This window comes from Streptomyces agglomeratus (genome assembly GCF_001746415.1).
Classification (GTDB): domain Bacteria; phylum Actinomycetota; class Actinomycetes; order Streptomycetales; family Streptomycetaceae; genus Streptomyces; species Streptomyces agglomeratus.
Window position 1 is genome coordinate 7916857 of the sequence record NZ_MEHJ01000001.1, and the last position, 19839, is coordinate 7936695.

Sequence of the window (19839 nt, forward strand, 5' to 3'; positions counted from 1 at the left end):
CCAAATCAGACTCTCCATCGGGAGGCGCCGATGCGTGTGGAGCAGATGACAGATCCGATCGCCTACCACGCCGAGGGGCCCGTATGGTCGCCGGTCTGGGGCGGCCTGCGCTGGGTCGACATGCTGGCCGGAGACGTGCTGTCCCTGGCCGACGGCGGCACCGTCACCCGCCGCCACGTGGGCGATGTTGCCGCAGCGGTGCGGCCCCGCCGCCAGGGAGGCGCGGTCATCGGAGTCGAGCGGGGCTTCGCCCTGGAGGACGCCGACGGCACCCTGACACACCTGCCCACGCTGTGGGACGAGGACCGCGGGATGCGCATGAACGAGGGCGGCTGTGACCCCGACGGCCGCTTCTACTGTGGCTCGATGGCCTACGACAAGAGCCCCGGCGCCGGCACCCTGTACCGGCTGGCGCCCGACGGCTCCGTCACGGTGATCCTCACGGGGGTCACCATCTCCAACGGGCTGGAGTGGAGCCCCGACGGCACCCACGCCTACTACAACGACACGCCCACACAGCAGATCGCCGTGTTCGACTACGACACCGAGTCGGGCCTGACCGGGCGGCGCACCTTCGTGACCGTTCCCGCCGAGGCCGGGCGCCCGGACGGGCTGACCGTCGACGCGCAAGGCGGCGTCTGGGTGGCCCTCAACAACGGTGGAGCTGTACGACGCTACTCTCCCGCCGGCGCCCTCGACGAGGTGATCGAACTGCCGGCCAGGAAAGTCACCGCCTGCGCCTTCGGAGGGCCGCACCTGGACGAGCTGTTCATCACCACATCCCGGGAAAATCTCGAACCCACAGAGGACCCGCTGGCAGGCTCACTGTTCCGCGCACGAGTCGACATCGCCGGGCTGCCCGCCCGCGAGTTCGCAGGATGAACCAGCCTCACCGAAGGGGCCCCACGCATCCATCAAACCTCGGCCAGCGCCGGGTCACACGGCCCGCCACGGCAACGTCATGAGGTCCCGCAAGTGAGCTGCGCCTGGGAGGCGCACCGTAGGCGGACGCCACAGTGGTTCACATCGCGCACGTGCGGTACTCGCAACCTGTCCGCGCCACACCCGGAAACAGTCCACGCGCCGAACGTGCCGGTGCCCGACGAGAGGCACGTCGTGGTGGTCACGGCGAAACGCGCTTTGGCCGCGGCAGACCCGAGCAGAGGTTGCCCGGGAGCCGAGCCTCGCCGGTGCCATGAGCACTGCGACAGCGGCCGGGCCCGGGCGTAGCCTGGGACTCGTCCTGACGAGCGATAGACGCGAAAGGCTTCGCGGCTCGCGGAGAGGGCAACGCTCATGACCGGCATGCAGTTCGGGATCTTCACAGTCGGGGACGTCACCCCGGACCCCACCACGGACCGTACGCCCAGTGAAGCAGAACGTATCCAGGTCATGGTCACCATCGCCAGGAAAGCCGAGGAGGTCGGCCTGGACGTCTTCGCGACCGGCGAGCACCACAATCCGCCATTCATACCGTCCTCGCCCACGACACTGCTCGGCTACATCGCCGCCCAGACCGAGCGGATCATTCTGTCGACCTCGACGACGCTGATCACCACGAACGACCCGGTCAAGATCGCTGAAGATTTCAGCATGCTGCAGCACCTGTCCGCCGGGCGCACCGACGTGATGCTGGGACGGGGCAACACCGGGCCCGTGTATCCCTGGTTCGGGCAGGACATCCGCCAGGCCGTGCCACTGACCGCCGAGCACTACGGCCTGCTGCGCCGGCTGTGGCGGGAGCAGGTGGTCGACTGGGAGGGCAAGCTGCGGACACCACTGCAGGGCTTCACCCTCGCGCCACGGCCGCTGGACGGCATCCCGCCGTTCGTGTGGCATGGCGCCATCCGCACACCCTGGATCGCGGAACTCGCGGCGCACTACGGGGACGGGTTCTTCTCCAACCACATATTCTGGCCCGTCTCCCACACCCGGAGCATGGTGCAGCGCTACCGGCAGCGTTTCGCGCACCACGGCCACGGCAAGCCCTCCCAGGCCATCGTGGGTCTGGGCGGACAGGTCTTTATGCGCCACAACAGCCAGGACGCGGTACGCGAGTTCCGCCCCTACTTCGACAACGCCCCGGTCTACGGGCACGGCCCCTCACTGGAGGAGTTCACCGCGCAGACACCACTGACAGTCGGGTCGCCCGCACAGGTCATCGAGAAGACGCTGGGATTCCGCGACTACGCCGGCGACTACCAGCGGCAGCTGTTCCTCGTCGACCATGCCGGCCTGCCACTGAAGACGGTCATGGAGCAGCTGGATCTCCTCGGCGAGCAAGTGGTCCCCGTGCTTCGCAAGGAATTCGCCGTCGGCAGACCCGCCGATGTGCCCGCAGCCCCCACTCACCAGTCGCTGCGGCAGGCACGAGACACGGGCGAGGAGCATCGCCACGAACGGCAAGACAGCAGAGCAGGGATGCGGTGATGTGATGACAAACCTGACGGTCATCAGCGGCGGACTGCGCCAGCCATCTTCCACACGTCTTCTTGCGGACCGCCTCGAATCAGCAGTCCGCACCGAGATGGGTGCCCTGCGTCTCAACGCCACCTCCTCCATCGTGGAGCTGCGGCCCCTGGGCCATACCGTCATAGACGCGATGCTCACCGGGTTCGCCGCCCCTCCGCTGGAGGAGGCGTTCGAGAATGTCGCCGCCGCAGACGGCGTCATCGCGGTGACGCCGGCGTTCAACGCCTCCTTCAGCGGCCTGTTCAAGTCGTTCTTCGACGTGCTGCCAGAGGAAACCCTCGCGGACATGCCAGTGCTGATCGGCGCCACGGGCGGAACCGAACGACATTCACTCGTGCTCGAACACGCACTGCGGCCGATGTTCTCGTACCTCCACGCGATCGTCTCCCCCAGAGGCGTCTACGCCGCTACCGCAGATTTCGGCGCCGGGGAAGGCTCCGGACTCAGCGGGCGCATCGGCGCTGCCGCGGCCGACTTCGCCCGGCTGGTCCAGGGGTGCGGTGCCCACCAGCGACATGACTCCTTCCAGGACGAACTCACATCGATGGAGCAACTCCTGAAAGATGGATCGCCTCCGGCCCCGTAGCAGGACAGCGACGACGTCACCACGCCGGTTCGGCAGCGGATGTCTCAGTCACCGAGGTGCCGCTGCCTGGCCGAGCGCTAGCGACGGTGCGGCAAGCAGCGCATGCCCCGGAGCACGCAGCGCCCCCCTTCGAGGAGGAAGCCGGAGACGTTTCACTCGAGCTTCCAGGCTCCCCTTCGGACCTCGTCGGCACCCGCCCAGAGGCGTCACCGGCGGGCGTCTAGAGCAGCCGGGGTACGGGTACCCGTACGGCCCTGGGACCGATGCCCGCCGGGAGTAGCCATGACCAGTGCCATGCAGCCGCCGGAGCGCCCCATCGTTGCCGGTATCGACAGGGGGCCAGGCCATGAGGATCTCGTACGCTTCGCAGCCCGCGAGGCAGCGTTGCACACACGCCCCCTGCACATCGCGCACGCCTTGGAGCTGCCACTGCCCGGAAGGTCCATCTCGGACGAGAAGGAGAGCCGCTCCGCGGCCAAAGCGAGTGCACAGCTGGTGGAGCATTACGAGCGACTGGCCCGCGAGGAGGTTCCCGGCCTCTCCGTCGGCGGCGAACTGATCATGGGGCCCGCGGCCGCCGGGCTGGTTGAACGCTCTGCGGATGCGGAGCTGATCGTGATCGGCCATGGGGGCAGTGGTGGATTTGCCCGGCTGCCGCTGGGATCGGTGAGCTGGCATGTGGCCACGCACGCCGAGTGCCCCGTCGTCGTCGTGCGTCCCTCCGAGACGGCGGAGCGGCCCGACAATCGTGTCGTGGTCGGCGTCGACACCGACGACGCCTCGCTGCAGGCCCTTGACATGGCATATCTGGAAGCCGGTCTGCGCGGTGCTCGCCTCGACGTAGTGCACTGCGCCGTCGATATCGCCACGTCTCCCACAGGGGCCATCACAACCGTCCCGCTGGACCCCACACGGGTGAGAAGCGGCCAGCGGGAATTCTTCGACACCGAACTAAGAAGGCGGCGTGACCGCCACCCCGGCGTACAAGTGAACCTACGCATCGACCACTCCTCACCCGGACCGCTGCTCGTCGAAGCCTCCACCGGTGCTTGCCTGCTCGTCGTCGGATCCCATCGACGTACCGGGGTTCGCCGATTCCTGCTCGGGTCGGTCAGCGCCGCAGTGCTGCACACCGCACACTGCCCAGTCGCCGTAGTACCTGGTCACCGCGATAGCTGATCCCGGTACTGACTCCGGTCATGGCGGGGCTCCGGCCACAGGACCCGGCCGCCTCGGATGCTGGTGCGCCCACTTCGGGACCGCCGAGCGATTCCTGCAACGCTGCCGAACAGGGCCGTGACAACACATGACCCCTGCCCGTCCAGGTTGAGTCAGGGATCAGCACAAGGAGCGCGAGGCAGACTGGCGGCACTCGGTCGCCCTTCCTCGTGACCGAGGGCGACCGAGGACAAGGGCCACCCGGCCCTGAAGGGCCGTACCTGCTTCCCTGGCGCGCTTGGTCCACCTGGTTCGTGGGTACCCGGACTCGGCTGATGTGCAGACGGGTGTCGTCGGCTGTCGCACCCGCCCGGCACATCCGCGGCACCACGTGCCGTGACCAGGCCCCCGTCGGCCGGGCGGCAGTCACTCGACACCGAGGTGACCGACATGACTTCACCGAAGGACGATGAGCGCGCATTCGCTCGGATCGAGCAACGTCTGGCAGATGATGATCCGGAGCTGGCACGGCGCATCGATTCGCTCAACACGCAGTTCACCGAGCCGGCGGGTGACGACCGACTCCCGGACCGCAGGGGCGTGGGCCCAGTCACCGGGCGCGCCGACGAAGAGGTGGTCGCCGGTCCAGTCTCCGATGGCGGTGAAGAGCACTCATGGACAGTCAAGGTCGCTGTGGCACTGGCCATCTTGGCCGCTGTCGGGCTGCTGCTCACGGCGATCCTCTCAGCGCCCGGCGGCGGTGGACATCAGCCGCCCCAGCCGTACGGCCTCTCTCAGTCCGCGTCATCGCACGTCCTCGAGGGGCGGCCCGGATTAGGCATGTCTTAAGAGATCTCCTGAAAGGCGATCAGGACACCCTCGTGCGATACGCAGCACATCAGGCCGCTCTGCGCGCTGTTTCCCTGCACATTGTGCTTCCCTGCACATTGCCCACGCCGTCCAACTGCCCGGGCCGTTCGGGAACGCGGATGAGAAGGACGCCCCGGTGAGGGCTGCCGTCGTAGTGCGGCAGGGGTGGACCGGTTCGAGGTACTGGCCAGGTCGGCGTTCCCTCACCTCACCGTGGCAGGTGAACTGCCCTTCGACGCGGAGCAAGGACACAGCAACGGCGGCAATGCCTCTACTTGGCCGACAGGCAGTTCGCAGGGCAGAAGCGGGCTGACACGGTTGTACGGCCTCCGTGGCGGAATTCCTCGTCCCGACCCCTCCGGTCCGGTTACTGCGTGCAAGGGCCCTGTGTCTCCTGGCCGTCACTATGTGCCGCTGCATGGCAGAGCGCCATGAGGCTGCGCCGTCAGCACTCATTCCACCCCCCGTGCCGCGGAGCCATCTACACGCTCGTCACCCCAGGAAATGGGTTTTGGTGCGGATGGTAGCGCCCCGCGCACCGGGTGACCGTAGAGGAAAGGCCCTGCTCCGGCGTCTGCCGTGCCGATTGACGCACGGATGCCCGCTTGAGAGGGCGGATGGCGGGCGCGCGAAGAAGTGGGCGGCCGCCATGAGCGCCGCCCGAGGGGAAGCGCCTGTGGATGTCACTGCGTGGCTGGCCGTGGCGGTGTTCGCCGCCGTCTATATCCTGATCGCGACGGAGTGGGTGCACCGCGTCGCGGCGGCCCTCGGCGGCGCAGTGGTGATGCCGGTCATCGGAGCGACCCACGCAGAGCACGCCTTCTTCTCGGAAGACGCCGGTATCGACTGGAACGTCATCTTCCTGCTGCTCGGCATGATGCTGATCGTCTCCGTCCTCAAACGGACCGGCGTCTTCGAGTTCATCGCGATCTGGGCGGCGAAACGGGCCCGGGGCAGACCGTACCGGCTGATGGTGCTGCTGACGGTGGCGACCGCGTTCCTGTCCGCCTGGCTCGACAATGTCACCACCGTCCTGCTGATCGCACCGGTGACGATCCTGGTGTGCACCCGGCTCGGGCTGCCGGTCATCCCGTACCTCATCGCCGAGGTCATGGCCTGCAACATCGGCGGTGCGGCCACCCTGATCGGCGATCCACCCAACATCATGATCGGTTCGCGCGCCGACCTTTCCTTCAACGACTTCCTGATCCATATGGCGCCCATCGTCGTCGTGCTGATGGCCGTCTTCGTCCTGATGACCCGGGTGATGTTCCGGAGCGCGTTCCGCTACGACCCCGAGCGGGTGGATGCGGTGATGGAACTGCGTGAACGGGAGGCGATCAAGGACGTGCGGCTGCTCGTCGTCAGCGGTGTGGTGGTCGTGATCGTGATGGCGGGCTTCGTGCTGCACACCACCCTCCATCTGGAGCCCTCCGTCGTGGCCATCAGCGGCGGACTGGTCCTGCTCGCCGTCTCCCGGCTGAGTCCCGCCGACGTCGTCAAGGACGTGGAGTGGGAAACGCTCGCGTTCTTCACCGGGCTGTTTGTGATGGTCGGCGCGATGGTGCAGACCGGCGTGATCGCAGACCTCGGCGAAGCTGCCGCCCGGGCCACCGAGGGGGAACTACTCGGCACCTCCATGGCCCTGACCTTCGGATCGGTCGTCCCCTCGGCCGTCATCGACAACATTCCGTTCGTGGCATCCGTCAGCCCGATCGTCTCCGAGATCGTCGCCTCGGCAGGCGGGCCCCAACAGGCCCAAATGCTGTGGTGGTCCTTCGCGCTCGGCGCGGACCTGGGCGGAAACGCCACGATCATCGCCTCCTCCGCGAATGTCGTCGTCGTAGGCATCGCTGAACGCAGCGGTCACCACATCTCGTTCTGGCAGTTCAGCCGCTACGGCCTGATCGTCACCGCAGTCACCGTCACCGTGTCGGCCCTGTATGTATGGCTTCGTTACTTCGCCCTGGCCTGATCGTGACGACCCGGCAGAGGAGAGGCGCCGGGCTACCCGAACTCGTCGCCCGATCCGGCTCACCGTCTTCCCGCTTGTCGGTGAACTGGGCTGTCCGCACGCCGAGGAGGCGGGACGTCAAGCCCGCTGTGCTCCTCGATTCCCTGGCTTCGACGCTGCCAGCGTGCTGCTGCAGCTAAGGAACCGGAAGCACTGACATTGATGCTGATACTCGGGTTCCGGTGGTCGTGACTCGGGCACTCTGTCGCGCGACGTAGGCGCGGGTTCGGGCGTCGCCGGACGGACGATGACAGCAATAGGAGTCAGCCGTTCACCTGCGGATGACGCCTCGCGGGCGTGAAAATCGGTACGGGGGCTGTCCGCCGACGCCGATCGATGTCTGGGCTGTGAGCCCGCATAGGAGTCTGGTGAGGGAGCCGTCCGAGGGGCCGCACACTGTCGTCTCGAGCACGCCGTTCAGCTTCTCCGTCTCCCCTCAGGCTCCCCGGGCAGCCCCCGCCCGCACCAATGCCCAAGGGGAGGAAGACGATGGAGGAGTCCAAAGACGACCACGACGACGGAAGTGTTGCCCGGGTCGCGGCGATCGACATCGCCAAGGCAACCGGGATGGTGTGCCTGCGCATCCCGCACGACACCATCGAAGGCCGGCGCGTCCAGCAGGTCTGGACGGTCGCGTCCACCACGAACGCGATCCTCGAACTCGGCGACCGGCTGGTCTGCCAGGGGGTCCAGCGGGTGGTGATGGAGGCGACGGGCAGCTACTGGCGGCCCTTCTTCTACCTCCTGGAGGCCCGCGGCCTGGAATGCTGGCTGGTCAACGCACGTGATGTGAAGAACGTCCCCGGCCGGCCGAAGACCGACAAGCTCGACGCGGTCTGGCTGGCCAAGCTCGCCGAACGCGGCATGGTCCGCGCTTCGTTCGTACCGCCCAAGCCAGTCCGGCAGCTACGAGACCTCACCCGCACCCGCACAGTGTTCATCCAGGAACGCACCCGGCACAAGCACCGGGTGGACAAGGCCCTGCAGGACGCGCAGATCAAGCTGTCCGACGTTGTCTCCGACCTCTTCGGTCTGTCCGGCAGGGCCATGCTCGATGCCCTGGCCGCCGGTGAACGCAACCCCCGAGCTTTGGCGGATCTCGCCAGAGGGAGCCTGGTGAAGAAGAAGCCGGCCCTGGCCGAGGCACTCACCGGGCAGTTCGAAGAACATCACGGCCGCCTGCTGGGCGTGCTGCTGGGCACCGTCGACCACCTCACCACGCAGGTCCAGGAACTCGACCGGCTGATCGCCGACCTCATGAAACAGACCACGGCTCCATACGACACCGGCGGGCCGTCGGACGGGGACGACACCGGCGGGCCGTCTGTCCGCGACGGTGTGACCGCGCAGGAACTGGCCGAGCGTCTCGATGCGGTCCCCGGCATCGGTCCCGCCACCGCCCAGATCGTCCTCGCCGAGATCGGCCTGGACATGAGCCGCTTCCCCACCCCGAACACCTCGTCTCGTGGGCGAAGCTGTGCCCCCGCACGATTCAGTCCGGAGCGAAGAACACCGCCGGCCCGGCGGGCAAGGGCAACCCATGGCTCAAGGGCGCCCTCGGCGAAGCCGCCAACGCCGCTGCCCGCACCGACACCTTCCTCGGCGCTCGCTACCGCAGAATCGTCAAACGCCGCGGCCACGCCAAAGCCCTCGTCGCCGTCGCCCGCTCCATCCTCGTCATCACCTGGCACCTGATCAACGACCCCGACGCCCGATACCAGGAACTCGGCACCGACTGGCACCAGCGCCATCTCAATCCCGCCCGCAAGACCCGCGACCTCGTCCGCCAGCTCCAGGCCCTCGGCACCACGTCACCCTCGCACCCACTATCGTGGCCTGACCTCAGTCACCCCCACCCACAGAGAAACCGTCCGGCTCCGCCGTACGGCGCTCCCGCCTGCCCGGAGAAACGGGGATTTTCCGTTCAGCATCGACGGTAGGACGCGGAGAACGGGGACGGCAACGACGGCGATGCCTCTACTTGACCGGCAGGCGGTTTGAGGGCTGCTGGAGCAGGTTGCGCAATGTTCAGGAGGAGGTGACGGCGGCATGAGCGAGGGCGGCGGTCTCTTGCGGCGTACCGTCGATCGGGATGGCCGCGCCCGCTTCGTCGTCGCCCAGAGGTTCGAGGTCGGCAAACTGCGTCTCCAGCAGGCCGGGCGGCATGAAGTGGCCCTGTCGCGCGGTGATCCGTGCGGCGATCAGCTCAGGCGAGCCATCGAGGTGGAGAAAGAAGACGTGCCGCGCTGCGGAAGCCAGCCGGTCACGGTAACGCCGCCTCAGCGCCGAGCACGAGACGACTCCACCGCTGTCCGCTTGGTCGGTCAGCCATCGTGCGATTTCGTCTAGCCAGGGGCGGCGGTCTTCGTCATCGAGCGGATGGCCGGCTTGCATCTTGGCCACATTGGCTGCGGGGTGGAAGTCGTCCGCCTCGGCGTATGGAACACCGAGGCGCTGTGCCAGCAGTCGGCCCACCGTGGTCTTTCCCGAGGCCGACACTCCCATGACCACGACCAATGGAGCAGTGTTGTGAGACATCCGTCCAGGCTAGGGCCTGCCTTCGGATCTTGCCCGCTACAACTCGACGAGCACCTTGACGTCGTCCGGTTGTGGCGTGAACGCCTCCATCGCGCGCTCCAGCGGGACCCGCCGGGTGATCAGGCGCTCAAGCCATGACAGGTCGGCCTGGGCCAGCGCGTCGGCAGCCTGGCGGTAGTGCCGCAGGTTGGCGTTGACCGAGCCCACCACCGCGTCGTTCTGCAGCACGATCTCCCTGTTGATGGCGCCCGCGTCCACACTCACCCTGCGGCCGGCGGGCGACACACCGGTCAGGCACACCACCCCGTAGGGTGCGGTGCTCGTCAACGAGGCGAAGACGAGCTCGCTCACTCCCGTGGCTTCGATGATGACATCCGGGCACACGGCGGAGATCACCTGCTCGATGTCCTCCGCGTGGTAGGTGGCGCCCAGGTCCCGTACCAGAGCGGGCTTGGTCCCTTCGGTCACCCGGTCGAGCACATGCACCTCCAGTCCGCGCTGTGTGCCCAGGAGGGCGGCCAGCAGACCGATGGGCCCGGCACCGGTCACCAGGGCGCGGCGCGGCTCGAACCATGAACGGGCGCCGATACGCTCCACCTGTTCCCATGCCTTCGCCACCACGGTGGTCGGTTCCATGAGCACACCGACGTGCTCCAGATGCGGCTCCAGCTTCACCGCGTAGTCGGCCTCGACGCACCACACCTGCGCGCCGAAACCGTCGATCTCTTTGATGCCGCGTTCGGTGTAGCGGCCGTTGCGGCACATGTCGAACTCTCCGCGAGCGCAGGCCCCGCACGGCTCGGGGTCCGGGCGGCGCACCACCCCGGCGACAAGGTCACCGGCCGCGAACTCGCTGCCGAGCGGCGCCTGCCGCACCCGCCCGAGCGACTCATGCCCCAGCACCAGCCACTCACGGCCCGCGGGGGCCCAGCCGTACTCACCCCGGACGATCTCCCTGTCCGTTCCGCACACCCCCACCGCCAGGCCCTCCACCAGCAGTTCCCCGGAAGCCGGGACGGGCTCAGGCACATCCCGGACCTCCAGGGAGTCCTTTTCGCCGGGTCGCACGGTCAATGCACGCATCGTCAACCTCGTCCCTCTCGTCCGCGGACGCCTGATGTCCGCGCGCCGCTGTCTTGACGTATGTCCCGCCTTGACATGTGTCCCGCACAGAGCTTTCCAGCACCAGGCAGCCGGAATGGAGGGACACGTCCGTGTGCCGCTGTGCTACCCGGAAGGGATGAGCCGCTCAGGGCTCGAGAGGGACCGGCCCAACGGACAGACGGCCCCGCCGCGGGGGACGGACCGATTCCTGAACCGGGACAAATGGGTGCTGGGTACCGATTCCGGCCGCTACGGAATGCGGGAGACCCTGGAGGCGAAGCCGCCATTCCGGCTCGGATGGTCCTTGGAAGGAGGAGCTGTGTCGCACTTCGACGAAAGGCTGCTGAAGGATCTCGAACAGCAGATGGAACAGAGCGACCCACGATTCGCCCAGGCCCTCGAATCCGGGCGCCCGCGCCGTCCGCGGAAGTACAGACACCGACCAGCCTGGCTGGTGTGCCCTCCGCTGTTCTTCCGGCTCTCGCGGCCGGCCTGATCCTGCTGCTGGCCGCCCGGCCCGCCTCCGTCATGACCTGCTTGCTGCCCTTCCGCATCCCCTGGCGCGAACAGGCGTTCATCTCCTGGGCCGGGCTGCGCGGCGCCGTGCCGATCGTGCTGGCCACCTACCCCATCGTCTCCGGCATCGCCGGTGCGCGTGACCTGCTCAACATCGTGTTCGTCCTGGTGGTCCTCTTCACCCTCATCCAGGGCCCCGCGCTGCCGCCCGATGGCTGGGCCTGACCCGCCCCGGCGCACTACGCGAGCTCCAGGTGGAAACCGCCCCTCTGGATGTCCTGGACGCCGACCTGCTCACCGTCACCGTCCCTCAAGGCTCTCGCCTGGCCGGGGTGGCGGTCTTCGAACTGCGCCTGCCCTCGCCCACCGCCCTGACGCTGATCGTCCGAGACGCCACCACCATGGTCCCACCCAGGACACCATGCTGCGTACCGGAGACGAACTGCTCTTGATCACCACCCCCCAGGTACGCGAGGCCGCCGAACGGCGGCTGCGCGCGATCGGCCGACGCGGCAAACTCGCCCGCTGGCTCGGCGAACACGGCCACCCCGGCCCGGCAGGCCCCGCCCCCCATGGCTAGAGGCCACTCCGAGGTGCCCCGAGCTGGGCCAATGGTGTGATGCCTTCGGCGCTGACGTTGTCATGGGCGTTGATCGCGCGTTGTGCGGGATGGCCGTCGGTTCGGCGGTGACGGCCGTCGCCGCCCTGGCACTGGCGGAAGACGTTCAGGGCGGGTCCTGTCCCGGGCGCCCTATGGGGGTGAGGATGATCGGTTCGGAGAGACCGGCGTGGACTCCCGCCGCGAGGAGTGGCTGCCAAGTGCTGCGTGACCAGCTGGTCGAGGTGATCAATGCGGTCCGCTCGCAGGCGGCAGGGATGGCGCGGTTGGCCCAGGCCCTCGATCCCGTGGATGAGGGGCCGGTGACCCCGGTGACAGGTTCAGAGCAGTCGGTGGCGGCCTTGGAGCGGTAGAGCGACAGCATGCAGCACACGGTGCGCACAGAGACCTGGAACGGTAGGGCACGGTCCCGGGTTCTCGCGCTGGCAGCCCTCTGACACACGGTGCGCCTCCGCGCATGGCATGCGCGCTACCCCATTCGGCCCCATTCTGGAAAGCGGCACCATCGGCTCCACAGGCCGACCATCCCTCGGGAGGTCCTGTGATTCTGCTCGTTCTGCTCGTGCCCGCTCTGATGATGGCGTTTCTCTTCGCCATGGATGCTCTCGAGGAACTCCTCTTCCCCCGCCTGACAGCGGTAGGTGAGGTGAGCCCCCCGGCCGACGGCATACAGGTACGCTCCCCTGACAACGCGACGGGGCGCTCCACACCGCGCGAGCTGTGCGGGCCAGCGGATTCCGTCGGTTCTCCATCACGGGTCGACGGCGATGGCTGATCATGTGAAGGCCAGTGGTCGTCAGGGCGGCGCACACCTGCTGGTTGAGGACGGTCCGCAGATGCCCCGGTGGTCGCCGCGGCTCCGTAGCGCGTGCGATGTCCGGAGGCTGTATGAGCGGGAGATTCACATCGTCCGCACGCGACCAGGCATTCGGCGTCGCACCTCGGCCTGCGTCAATGGGCCAGTGCTGGGCCGCCGCTCGGGGTACGAAGTCGGTAGCGCAGGAAGAGATATGAGTCCCGGCGGCGGGCGCTGATCAGGTCCGTCCACGCCGGCTGGTTCGGCAACAGTTCGAGTCCGGAGATCACCCCGGGTCGGGGTGTGCCAGCCCGGCCGGCGAGCACTGGGGATGTCGTGAGGAACAGCTCGTCCAGCAGGCCCTCGCCGAGGAGGTGGCCGATGAGCCGCGGTCCGCCTTCGGTGAGCACCGCGGTGTGTCCATGGGTGTGGAGAGCCGCGAGGACGTCGGCCATACGGAGGGCGGGTCCTTGGACCGCGGTGAGTATCGCGCAGGTTGGCGGCAGGCGGCCCTCGAGTCGGCGGGCGCCGTCCGCGGTGGTGGCCACGAGCGCGCCCGACTGCAGGGCCGGGTGCTCGGTGGGCACATCGCCGCTCGCTGTGACCACAACCAGTTGCGGTGGGGTGGCGCGTTTCAGGCTGCGCCGTAGTTCGCGGAAGTCGGGTGCGGCTTGCGGACAGACGTGGTCGGGGGTCCACAGGTGGCGGGGTGTGGCTCGGAGTGTGCCGGCGCCGATGAGTACCGCGTCGGCGCATGCGCGCAGCAGTCCCATGACGAAGCGGTCCGCGGGTTCACGCCCGCTGATCGCCGAGCCGGAGGATGGATACTCGGGGCCGAGGGCGACCACTCCGTCAAGGGAGGCGACGAAGTTCGCGTACACGCACGGCGTCGTGAATCCCAGGTCGCCACCGTAGGCCGTGGCGAGCGTGGCTGGCAGACCGAAGCTGGGCTGTCCGGCTTCCTCGTACAGCAACTCCAGTGGCTCCAACGAGCCTGGCTGTGTTCCGGCGACGGGGCGGGCGGTGCTGTCCTCAGCCATGACCGGCCAGGCCGCGTTGGCCGCACAACGTGAAGAATTCTCCCCGCAGTTGCGGATCCTCGTCGTAGGTGCCCCGCCAATGGGTGGTACGGGTGCTGGACTCGATCTCCCGTACGCCGCGCATCTGCGTGCACAGATGCACCGCTTCCAAATGGACCGCGACGCCGTGTGGCAGCATGATTTGCTGCAAGGATTCGGCGAGTTGGTGGCCGATGCGTTCTTGCACCGAGAAGCGGCGGGCGAACAGCCGTACCAGCCTGGTCAGTTTGGACAGGCCGAGGATGTGCTCGTGTGCGACGTACCCGACGTACGCCTTGCCGAAGAACGGCAGAGCGTGATGCTCACATAGGGCGAAGAACGGGATCGGTCCTTCGACGATCTGGCTGATCCGGCAGTCCGACCCGCCGTGGCATTCGGTCTCGAAGGCGGTCACCAGCTTTTCGTCGCCCTCGTAACCGCTGGTGGCGTCGAAGAGGGCGCGCAGAAAGCGACGGGGTGTGTCGGCCGTGGCCGCTGACCCGACGGCCAGGCCCAGTGCCTCGAAGATCTCCTTGAGGTGGTCCTCGAACCGCTGCCACTCCTCGGGGGTGATCTGCCGCGGAGAGACGGCCGCCCACTCGATCTCATCTGTAACGGGCACGAGGCTCTCGCCGACCAGCCCTGCGACGGGCGGGGGACCGTTCATCTGCGGCAGTTGATCGTTCATAAGCAGCCTCAAGATGCGAAGAACATCTCACTAGAGCTAGTCACGACCATTATCATCCGGTTTCCGTATGGGCGCCGCCCAGGAACATAATGCCCCTGCGCAAGCACGGTGAGGCGCCGAGCGTATCCCGGGGCGTGTGGTCCCCACTGTCGGCTCCGCAGCAGCTCGGCGAGCACCTCTGCTTCGCTGATCTCGGGATGCTTGGTTGCGGTGAGTAGCGTCAACGGCTGGTCTTGGGCGAGGTCGCGCAGGTGCGCCAGAGCGTCTACGTGTTCGGGATCTTTGAGCTCGGTCCGGTAGCGACGGCTGAATCCGCGAAACGGTCGGGGGCGTGGCTGTACCACTTGCGCAGTTCTGTGGAGGGGGCGACCTGTTTGCACCACTCGTCGATGTGGGCCTTGTCCTTGGTCATCCCTCGGGACCAGACCCGGTCGACCAGCACTCTCACGCCGTCGGTCTGCGCCGGAGCCTCGTAGACGCGGCGCACGTGCACCGTTCTGCTGCGAGCCATGGAAGGACCTCCTCGACCTCCTTGTGGGCCAGCTGCTTCCGCTTCCCTCCGCGTCACACGTAGTAACGAGAGATGATCTCGAGCCGTGCCACTTCGTCCGGCCCCGGGTAGGCCACCAGCACCGGCAGGCCGCTGGGATCCCGGCCTTCGACGATGGTGAAGCCGTCACCGTGCCGGGTGTCCACCAGGTCGGACCGGGCTCTGAGCACGCGCTCGCAGCGCTGGAAGTCGTCGGGGCCGTCTGCTGTCCAGATGACGTACTGTGCGCCGACGTGGCCCACCGGGTGTGCGGCGTGAGGGCCCACGGCGCGTAGGTACACCTGGAAGCCGCCACGGCCCACGAGCAACGCGGCAGTGGCAGTGCGGACCGTCACCTCCATGTTCAGCAGTTCTCTGTAGAAGTCCGCAGATGCGTCGTGGTCGTGGACGAACACCACGACCGAGGCAAGCCGCGGACCGCGCGTATCCGGTCCGCCACCGGTCGGCTCGGAATCCGTCGGAAGCGGCGCAGGATGCGGGCCGCTGGGCGCCGCTGCATGTGAATGTGCCATGAGGACCTCTCCGCCTTCTCCCGCGATGGCAGGCCACTTTGCGCGGGTTCCTGGTCCTGGTTTCACGCTACCCGGCCCGCGCAGAACCTGCCGGGATCACACCGCCGGCCCTGAACGGCGCCGGCCGGGGTGTCAGCCCGGCCAGGTGAGGAAACCTCCCACGATGGTTCCGTAGGCGAGGTGCGCGGCGAGGGTGACGGTGGGTGTGCCGCGTCCGTAGTTGAGCATGAGGAAGCCGGGTGGTTCGAGCAGCGCGACTTCGGGGGCACTGGTTTGGGATGTGCCCATGCGCGGGTGGACGAGGGGCAGCAGGATGTTGACCAGCGCGGTGGCGGCAAACAGGCCGTGGACGAGGCCGAAGACGGTGCCCAGCCACCAACTGCTGTAGCCGATGGCGGCGAAGACCGCGTAGTAGAGCAGGGCGAAGACCAGGCCGTTGACGAAGTGCGCGCCGTAGCCAAGGGCCTTGGCGCGGGTCCGGTCGCTGGTGAAGGCGGTGCCGAGCAGGAACGGCAGATCGATGCGAGTGAGATTGAAGGTGTTAGCCGCCCGCAGGCCGGTGGTCAAGACCAGGGTGCCGACGAAGCCACCCGCCAGCGCAGCCCAGATGCTCATCGTGTGGCCTCCCCGATCGCGCAGGCGGCGCTGACCAGGGCCAGGTGGGACAGGCCCTGGGGCAGGTTGCCGAGGAAGGCGTTCGTGGTGGGGTCGATTTCTTCGCTGTAGAGGCCGACGTCGTTGCCGAGGGCCACGAGCTGGTCCATGAGGGACACGGCTTCTTCGATACGGCCGCATCGGGCGAGGGCCTCGGCGAGCCAGAAGGAGCAGGCCAGGAAGGCACCCTCACTGCCGGGCACACCATCGGTGCGCAGGTAGCGGTTGACGTAGGGGCCCTCTCGGAGGGCTTGCTGGACGGCGGAGACGGTGCCGCGCATGCGCGAGTCGTCGGGCGGGCGGTAGCCGTGCAGCAGGCCGAGCAGGAGGCTTGCGTCCAGGGCGTCGCCGGCGGCGGAGCGCACATAGCTGTTCAGCCGCTCGCTGAAGCAGCGGGTGTCGACGAAGTCGGCGACGGCCTGACGTTCGCGGTGCCACCGGGCCGTGTGCCGGTCCGAGATCAGATGCCGCCCCGCCAGGTCGAGGGCGCGGTCGAGGGTGATCCAGCACATCATCTTGGACTGCGTGAAATGTTCGGGGCGCTCCGGACCTCCCAGAATCCCGCGTCGGGCTCTTGCCAGACGGTGCAGATGAAGTCGGCGATCTCGGTCAGTCGGCGGGCGATGTCGGCGTCCAGTCGATGGTCTGCGGTGGTGTAGAGCCAGGCGGTCTGCATCAGCTCCCCGTATGTGTCCAGCTGGAGCTGATCGGCGGCTGCGTTGCCCACGCGTACGGGCGACGAGCTGCGGTAGCCCGCCAGGGGCAGGGTGTGCTCGGGTGCTCGGGTGCCGCCGTCGAGGCGGTACAGGACGTGCAGGCGAGGGTGGGTGAGCTGCGAGGCATGCATGAGCCACCAGAGGTAGCTGGTGGCTTCCGGCGCGCAGCCCAGCTTGAGGAAGGCGTCCAGAGTGAAGGCGGAGTCACGGATCCAGCTGAAGCGGTAGTCCCAGTTGCGTTCCCCGCCGACGGATTCGGGCAGGGAGCAGGTCGCGGCGGCGGCGACCGCGCCGGAAGGGGCAAAGACCAGGAGCTTGAGGGTGAGGGCGCTCCGCAGAACGGCTTCACGCCAAGGTCCTGTGTAGGTGCGGTTGTCTGCCCACTTCTGCCAGGTGGCGGCGGTGTGGTCCAGGCGGGCCTCGCACTCGGCGCGCGTGGGCAGGACCAGGGGTTCTTGGTGCGCGTACGGCAATGCGATCAGTGCCCGGGTACCGGAGTCGGCCCGGAACCGGGCGGTGACGGAGTCGGCCGTGCACTGCGGTTGGCCGGCGTACCAGGCGCAGACCGCGACCGCTTCGACGCCGCAAGTGGCCACCGGTACGCCCGCTCGGCACGCCAGGTGTGGTGGGTGGGCGCCGTAGCCGAAGCGCGGCTGGACGCTCCAGAGCATCGGGACATTGCCCGCCATGCCCTCGATCCGCCGGACCAGCTCGCGGCCGGGTGCCAGCGAGGTGGTGTCGGGCAGGGTCAGCGCGTCGGTCACCCGGACCGTGCCGCCCGCGGTGGTGAACGTCGTCTCCAGCACGTTGGTGCCGGGTAGATAGCGGCGGGCCGCGGTGTACGGCACTTCGGGCCGCAGGAGGAAACTGCCGCCGCGGACGTGGTCGAGGACGGCGGCGAACAGAGTCGGAGAGTCCAGGTCCGGTCAGCTCAGCCAGTCCACCGCTCCGTCGCGGGCGATGAGCGCGACACAGCGGCCGTCCCCGATCACCGCGTAGTCCCGCAGCTCCGCGTAACCGTCCACCCGTGCCGGCGCGGCGGCGATGGAGTCATTCACGACGGCCGGCCCGGCTGCCCGCCGGGCACGACGACGACCGGGAGAGGGGCGTGATGCACGACCTCGGTGCTGGTGGAGCCCAGGGTCAGGCGCCCCCATGCGCCCGAGCCCCGGCTGCCGACCACCAGGAGGCAGGCATCTTCGCTCGCGTCCAATAGGACCTGCGACGGGCGACCCTGCTCGACTCTGATCTCGACCTCCACCGGCGGCCCGCCGACCTGCTCCCGGGCCTCCTCCAGCGCCTTGGTAACCGCCTCCCACGTGGTGTCGCGCAGCTGCGTGTCCAGATCGACGAAACCGGAGACGGCAGGCCACTCGAAACCGCTGTACCTGGTGGCGAAGTCGTACGCGCATACGGCGCGCAGCCCGGTCCCACGTAGCTGTGACTCCTGAAGGGCGAAGCGCACGGCCGGCCCAGAGGCGGCAGAGCCGTCGGTACCGACCACGATTGGTGAGGGAGGGGCGGCGTTCGTCATCGAGGGTGCCTCCAAGCCGTGTCGTGTGGTGTGCTGCCTGCACGGCAGGCGCGTGTTCAGTCACTCCTGCGGACTACGAGCGCGGTGATGTCGTCCCGATGTTTGCCCGCGGTGTGGCGGATGACGTCTTCGGCCAAGTGGTCGGCGACTTCCCAGGGCGAGATGTCCGCCCAGGCCCCCAAGCGCTCTTCGAGTGGATAGAAGGCGCCGGTTATGCCACGGGCCTCGGTGACACCGTCGCTGCAGCTGATGAGGGTGGCGCCCGGTGGGAATGGGAACCACGCGACGGTCCGGGGATTGGGAGTGAGGTCCGCAAGGCCCAGGGGTACGCCCGGGTCACCGAGCTGCACGGGGGCCACCGGTCCGGCATTCAGCAGGTAGGGCGGAGGATGACCACAGTTGACGGCCTGCGTTTCCATCGACGTGTCGATGCCCAGGATGAGAGCGGTGACGAATCGCTCGGGTTCGCCGGTCTGCTGGGCAAAAACGTTGTGCCGGACCACCGCCTGCTCCAGGTCATCCACGAGCGCTGTGAGGGTCGGCTCGCGTGGGGCGGCCTCGCGGAAAGCGCTGAGCACGGCGAAAGCGGCTCCGATCGCGGGCAGGCCCTTGCCTTGGACATCGCCGAAGAGCAGCCGCGTGCCGTACGGCGAGGCCACCACCTCGTAGACGTCTCCGCCTACCAGCCTGTCGGCCTCCACCGGCAGGTACACACCGTCGACGATCACCCGGTCGGTGAGGATCGGCAAGGACCGCAGCATCTGCCGTTGGAGAGCGACAGCCGTGGACCGGGTCCGCAGCAACTCCCGCTCCCGCCGGATCCGCCAGTGGCAGGTCACCACGCACAGAATGCCGAGCACGAAGGCCAGCACCATGACGATCGCGAAGTTGTACGACGAGGGGAGTGGCCGGTAGATCAGAACTGCGGCGATGACGATCAGCACCCAGCCCACCGCGTAGACGGTCTGCCGCATGGTGCCGACCGCCGCCGGGAACGCGGGAAGCAGGATCAGTAGGGGGATGAGCCGCACCGTGCGGTCATCGATCATCAACTCCAGCAGCACAATCGGTACGGTCGCCGCGACCACATAGGCCATCGGGGCTTTGACGCCACCTATGGGCGATGACTCGACACCGCGCCCGGCGCGCGACTTCAGCGGCGCGCCGGGCGCAGGGGCCGCCACGCGCCGACGAATCACCTTTCCAGACTCTCGCGGTCCACCCGCCGCCGCAAAGCGACGGGCTCCGCGTCGCTCCGGCACGAAGAACGCTCTGAACAGCACGGCACTACTGCCGAGCGTGCAGCACGTTTGGAACACGCGATGGTCCCGAATCCAGCGGCTAAGGATGGGCGAACGACCAGCGCATCAACGCTGGTCAGATCAGTGGCTACCACTGACCTGTTCGAGTTGGCCGGGTATGACGCCAGGCGGTGGCTCACTGCTCGTCGCGCT

At 68.0% G+C, this 19839-nt stretch carries 20 protein-coding genes and 3 pseudogenes; 10 read left to right on the forward strand and 13 right to left on the reverse strand.

Features of this window, described 5'->3' with window-relative positions; translation table 11 throughout:
* Nucleotides 1-30: 30 nt before the first annotated feature.
* The 4 genes from AS594_RS34770 to AS594_RS34785 all read left to right on the forward strand — a co-directional run bounded on the left by AS594_RS34770 (nt 31) and on the right by AS594_RS34785 (nt 4237).
* Nucleotides 31-882 (forward strand): SMP-30/gluconolactonase/LRE family protein, encoded by an 852-nt coding sequence (locus tag AS594_RS34770; RefSeq protein WP_069774618.1) that lies wholly within the window; start codon nt 31-33, stop codon nt 880-882.
* Nucleotides 883-1305: 423 nt separating this feature from the next.
* Nucleotides 1306-2430, forward strand: a complete 1125-nt coding sequence (locus AS594_RS34775; RefSeq protein ID WP_069936042.1) for a CE1758 family FMN-dependent luciferase-like monooxygenase — start codon at nt 1306-1308, stop codon at nt 2428-2430.
* A 4-nt stretch (nt 2431-2434) separates the two neighbouring features.
* Nucleotides 2435-3058 (forward strand): FMN reductase, encoded by a 624-nt coding sequence (locus AS594_RS34780; protein ID WP_069930976.1) that lies wholly within the window; start codon nt 2435-2437, stop codon nt 3056-3058.
* Nucleotides 3059-3340: 282 nt separating this feature from the next.
* A complete protein-coding gene (locus AS594_RS34785; protein ID WP_069774615.1) occupies nt 3341-4237 on the forward strand; it encodes a universal stress protein in 897 nt (298 codons plus the stop codon).
* A gap of 435 nt (nt 4238-4672) precedes the next feature.
* Here AS594_RS34785 and AS594_RS34790 read toward each other — a convergent pair whose 3' ends face one another.
* Nucleotides 4673-4888, reverse strand: coding sequence for a hypothetical protein (locus tag AS594_RS34790; protein WP_069774577.1), 216 nt, complete (start codon nt 4886-4888; stop codon nt 4673-4675).
* 874 nt (nt 4889-5762) lie between these two features.
* On the opposite strand from AS594_RS34790, the gene AS594_RS34795 reads away from it, so the two are divergent.
* The 3 genes and pseudogenes from AS594_RS34795 to AS594_RS47660 all read left to right on the forward strand — a co-directional run bounded on the left by AS594_RS34795 (nt 5763) and on the right by AS594_RS47660 (nt 9040).
* Entirely contained in the window at nt 5763-7061 is a 1299-nt protein-coding gene (locus AS594_RS34795) for an ArsB/NhaD family transporter (RefSeq protein ID WP_069774576.1), read from the forward strand.
* Nucleotides 7062-7667: 606 nt separating this feature from the next.
* Nucleotides 7668-8492 (forward strand): annotated as a pseudogene (locus AS594_RS47655) (IS110 family RNA-guided transposase); the annotation flags it as partial.
* Between the two features lie 98 nt (nt 8493-8590).
* Complete coding sequence (locus tag AS594_RS47660; RefSeq protein WP_338120221.1) at nt 8591-9040, forward strand: hypothetical protein; 450 nt, start codon at nt 8591-8593, stop codon at nt 9038-9040.
* Between the two features lie 88 nt (nt 9041-9128).
* Here the strand turns inward: AS594_RS47660 and AS594_RS34805 are convergent, their stop codons facing one another.
* Both AS594_RS34805 and AS594_RS34810 read right to left on the reverse strand, forming a co-directional pair.
* Nucleotides 9129-9638 (reverse strand): gluconokinase, encoded by a 510-nt coding sequence (locus AS594_RS34805; RefSeq protein ID WP_069774573.1) that lies wholly within the window; start codon nt 9636-9638, stop codon nt 9129-9131.
* Nucleotides 9639-9674: 36 nt separating this feature from the next.
* Nucleotides 9675-10721, reverse strand: a complete 1047-nt coding sequence (locus AS594_RS34810; protein WP_069774572.1) for a glucose 1-dehydrogenase — start codon at nt 10719-10721, stop codon at nt 9675-9677.
* A 385-nt stretch (nt 10722-11106) separates the two neighbouring features.
* On the opposite strand from AS594_RS34810, the gene AS594_RS48085 reads away from it, so the two are divergent.
* The 3 genes and pseudogenes from AS594_RS48085 (at nt 11107) to AS594_RS44965 (ending at nt 12230) form a co-directional block, all read left to right on the forward strand.
* Nucleotides 11107-11238 (forward strand): hypothetical protein, encoded by a 132-nt coding sequence (locus tag AS594_RS48085; RefSeq protein ID WP_420877910.1) that lies wholly within the window; start codon nt 11107-11109, stop codon nt 11236-11238.
* Nucleotides 11199-11838, forward strand: a pseudogene (locus AS594_RS43350) (cation:proton antiporter domain-containing protein); the annotation flags it as partial. The gene AS594_RS48085 and the pseudogene AS594_RS43350, both read left to right, overlap by 40 nt.
* 239 nt (nt 11839-12077) lie before the next feature.
* Nucleotides 12078-12230: a hypothetical protein gene (locus tag AS594_RS44965; RefSeq protein WP_167368092.1), complete on the forward strand. Its 153-nt coding sequence runs from the start codon at nt 12078-12080 to the stop codon at nt 12228-12230.
* Between the two features lie 598 nt (nt 12231-12828).
* Here the strand turns inward: AS594_RS44965 and AS594_RS34830 are convergent.
* The 10 genes and pseudogenes from AS594_RS34830 to AS594_RS34865 all read right to left on the reverse strand — a co-directional run bounded on the left by AS594_RS34830 (nt 12829) and on the right by AS594_RS34865 (nt 19668).
* Nucleotides 12829-13713 carry a RibD family protein gene (locus tag AS594_RS34830; RefSeq protein WP_079144235.1) on the reverse strand — a complete coding sequence of 295 codons (885 nt, stop codon included), beginning with the start codon at nt 13711-13713 and terminating at the stop codon, nt 12829-12831.
* Complete coding sequence (folE, locus tag AS594_RS34835) at nt 13706-14419, reverse strand: GTP cyclohydrolase I (RefSeq protein WP_079148810.1); 714 nt, start codon at nt 14417-14419, stop codon at nt 13706-13708. Before folE ends, AS594_RS34830 begins: the two co-directional genes overlap by 8 nt.
* An 8-nt stretch (nt 14420-14427) precedes the next feature.
* Nucleotides 14428-14930 (reverse strand): annotated as a pseudogene (locus AS594_RS34840) (DUF488 domain-containing protein).
* A 53-nt stretch (nt 14931-14983) separates the two neighbouring features.
* A complete protein-coding gene (locus AS594_RS34845; protein WP_256098522.1) occupies nt 14984-15481 on the reverse strand; it encodes a VOC family protein in 498 nt (165 codons plus the stop codon).
* Nucleotides 15482-15613: 132 nt separating this feature from the next.
* A complete protein-coding gene (locus AS594_RS34850; RefSeq protein WP_069774563.1) occupies nt 15614-16096 on the reverse strand; it encodes a hypothetical protein in 483 nt (160 codons plus the stop codon).
* Nucleotides 16093-16650: a glycoside hydrolase family 15 protein gene (locus tag AS594_RS47350; protein WP_256096717.1), complete on the reverse strand. Its 558-nt coding sequence runs from the start codon at nt 16648-16650 to the stop codon at nt 16093-16095. Before AS594_RS47350 ends, AS594_RS34850 begins: the two co-directional genes overlap by 4 nt.
* The gene (locus AS594_RS34855; RefSeq protein WP_338120222.1) at nt 16647-17771 is read right to left on the reverse strand and encodes a glycoside hydrolase family 15 protein; all 1125 of its coding nucleotides are present in this window, start codon (nt 17769-17771) and stop codon (nt 16647-16649) included. The genes AS594_RS47350 and AS594_RS34855 overlap by 4 nt, the downstream gene beginning before the upstream one ends.
* A 6-nt stretch (nt 17772-17777) precedes the next feature.
* Nucleotides 17778-17909, reverse strand: a complete 132-nt coding sequence (locus AS594_RS47355; protein WP_256096716.1) for a hypothetical protein — start codon at nt 17907-17909, stop codon at nt 17778-17780.
* Nucleotides 17906-18385, reverse strand: coding sequence for a universal stress protein (locus AS594_RS34860; protein WP_069774561.1), 480 nt, complete (start codon nt 18383-18385; stop codon nt 17906-17908). Before AS594_RS34860 ends, AS594_RS47355 begins: the two co-directional genes overlap by 4 nt.
* A gap of 56 nt (nt 18386-18441) precedes the next feature.
* On the reverse strand, nt 18442-19668 hold the full coding sequence (locus AS594_RS34865; RefSeq protein WP_141747195.1) for a PP2C family protein-serine/threonine phosphatase: 1227 nt from the start codon (nt 19666-19668) through the stop codon (nt 18442-18444).
* Between the last annotated feature and the right edge of the window lie 171 nt (nt 19669-19839).

What these genes read in the sequence shown, in the direction of transcription:
- AS594_RS34770 (WP_069774618.1), top strand. Translation starts at nt 31, where the DNA reads ATGCGTGTGGAGCAGATGACAGATCCGATCGCCTACCACGCCGAGGGG.
- AS594_RS34775 (WP_069936042.1), top strand. Translation starts at nt 1,306, where the DNA reads ATGCAGTTCGGGATCTTCACAGTCGGGGACGTCACCCCGGACCCCACC.
- AS594_RS34780 (WP_069930976.1), top strand. Translation starts at nt 2,435, where the DNA reads ATGACAAACCTGACGGTCATCAGCGGCGGACTGCGCCAGCCATCTTCC.
- AS594_RS34785 (WP_069774615.1), top strand. Translation starts at nt 3,341, where the DNA reads ATGACCAGTGCCATGCAGCCGCCGGAGCGCCCCATCGTTGCCGGTATC.
- AS594_RS34805 (WP_069774573.1), bottom strand. Translation starts at nt 9,638, where the DNA reads ATGTCTCACAACACTGCTCCATTGGTCGTGGTCATGGGAGTGTCGGCC.
- AS594_RS34810 (WP_069774572.1), bottom strand. Translation starts at nt 10,721, where the DNA reads ATGCGTGCATTGACCGTGCGACCCGGCGAAAAGGACTCCCTGGAGGTC.
- AS594_RS48085 (WP_420877910.1), top strand. Translation starts at nt 11,107, where the DNA reads ATGGAACAGAGCGACCCACGATTCGCCCAGGCCCTCGAATCCGGGCGC.
- AS594_RS34830 (WP_079144235.1), bottom strand. Translation starts at nt 13,713, where the DNA reads ATGGCTGAGGACAGCACCGCCCGCCCCGTCGCCGGAACACAGCCAGGC.
- folE (WP_079148810.1), bottom strand. Translation starts at nt 14,419, where the DNA reads ATGAACGATCAACTGCCGCAGATGAACGGTCCCCCGCCCGTCGCAGGG.
- AS594_RS34845 (WP_256098522.1), bottom strand. Translation starts at nt 15,481, where the DNA reads ATGGCACATTCACATGCAGCGGCGCCCAGCGGCCCGCATCCTGCGCCG.
- AS594_RS34850 (WP_069774563.1), bottom strand. Translation starts at nt 16,096, where the DNA reads ATGAGCATCTGGGCTGCGCTGGCGGGTGGCTTCGTCGGCACCCTGGTC.
- AS594_RS47350 (WP_256096717.1), bottom strand. Translation starts at nt 16,650, where the DNA reads ATGATGTGCTGGATCACCCTCGACCGCGCCCTCGACCTGGCGGGGCGG.
- AS594_RS34860 (WP_069774561.1), bottom strand. Translation starts at nt 18,385, where the DNA reads ATGACGAACGCCGCCCCTCCCTCACCAATCGTGGTCGGTACCGACGGC.